1 protein-coding gene is annotated in these 963 nt (G+C 64.1%); it reads left to right on the forward strand.

The genetic code is table 11. The features are described from left to right. Nucleotides 1-903 (forward strand): tyrosine-type recombinase/integrase (locus G6R24_RS21155; RefSeq protein WP_163550864.1); only part of this gene is annotated, 903 nt, incomplete at its 5' end. Nucleotides 904-963 lie beyond the last annotated feature (60 nt).

Here is a 963-nt window from a genome sequence, read left to right on the forward strand (position 1 = left end):
CGGGAGGCTTCCCGCAATGTTGAGTTGACGACTGCTGCCGCTGCGTCGTCTCGGATGCGCTGCCATGTCTTGCCGGAGTGGGGAGATTGGCCGTTGAACACGATCGGGCATCTCGACGTACAGGGCTGGGTGACGCGACTCTCGGGCAACCTGGCGGCGCAGACGGTGCTTTCCTGCTTCCGGCTGATGTACTCGGTGATGAAGGTGGCGGTTCGGGCTCGGCTGATCGCGGTCAATCCGTGTGAGGGGGTGCAGCTTCCGGCGCTGAGGAAGCGTCGGTCCACGGATGCACTGATAGCGCGGGCTGATCTAACGGGCAAGATACTTCCGGCGCTTCCGGAACGATATCGGGCTCTCGTGCTGATGGCTGGCTACGCGGGGCTTCGTTGGGGTGAATGCGCTGGGCTTCGCTGGGCTCGGGTGGATCTCGAGGGCGGACGGCTCTCGGTGGTGGAAACCGTGGTGGAGGTGTCCGGTCGACTCGAGGTGAAGCCCTACCCGAAGTCGGAAGCGGGCCGGCGTACCGTTCCGCTTCCTGCCCTTCTTGTCGCGCGGCTGCGGCGGCACGCGGACTTGATTCCCGCGGGGCCAGAGAATCTGGTCTTTCCGGATACGGTCGGTAACTTCCTGCGTCGGTCGAACTTCCGACGCAACGTGTGGGTGCCGGCTCGAACGGCGGCGGGGGTGACGGACTCTCTGACCTTCCATGGCCTACGAAGCTGCTACGCCACGTGGTTGATCAGTGAGGGGGTGCCAGTGAATGTCGTGCAGGCGGCGCTCGGGCATGAGCGGGCAAGTACCACTCTCGATCACTACACGCGTCGTCCGCACGATTACGAAGATCGGCTTCGGGCGGCACTGACGGACCCTGCTGACGATCCGCTGACTAACGATGATCGATAGCGGCGGGCGATCATGCAAACGTGCTGGTGGAGACGCGGGGATTTGAACCCCGAACCCCTG

This window comes from Candidatus Frankia nodulisporulans, assembly GCF_902806475.1.
Lineage (GTDB): Bacteria > Actinomycetota > Actinomycetes > Frankiales > Frankiaceae > Frankia > Frankia umida.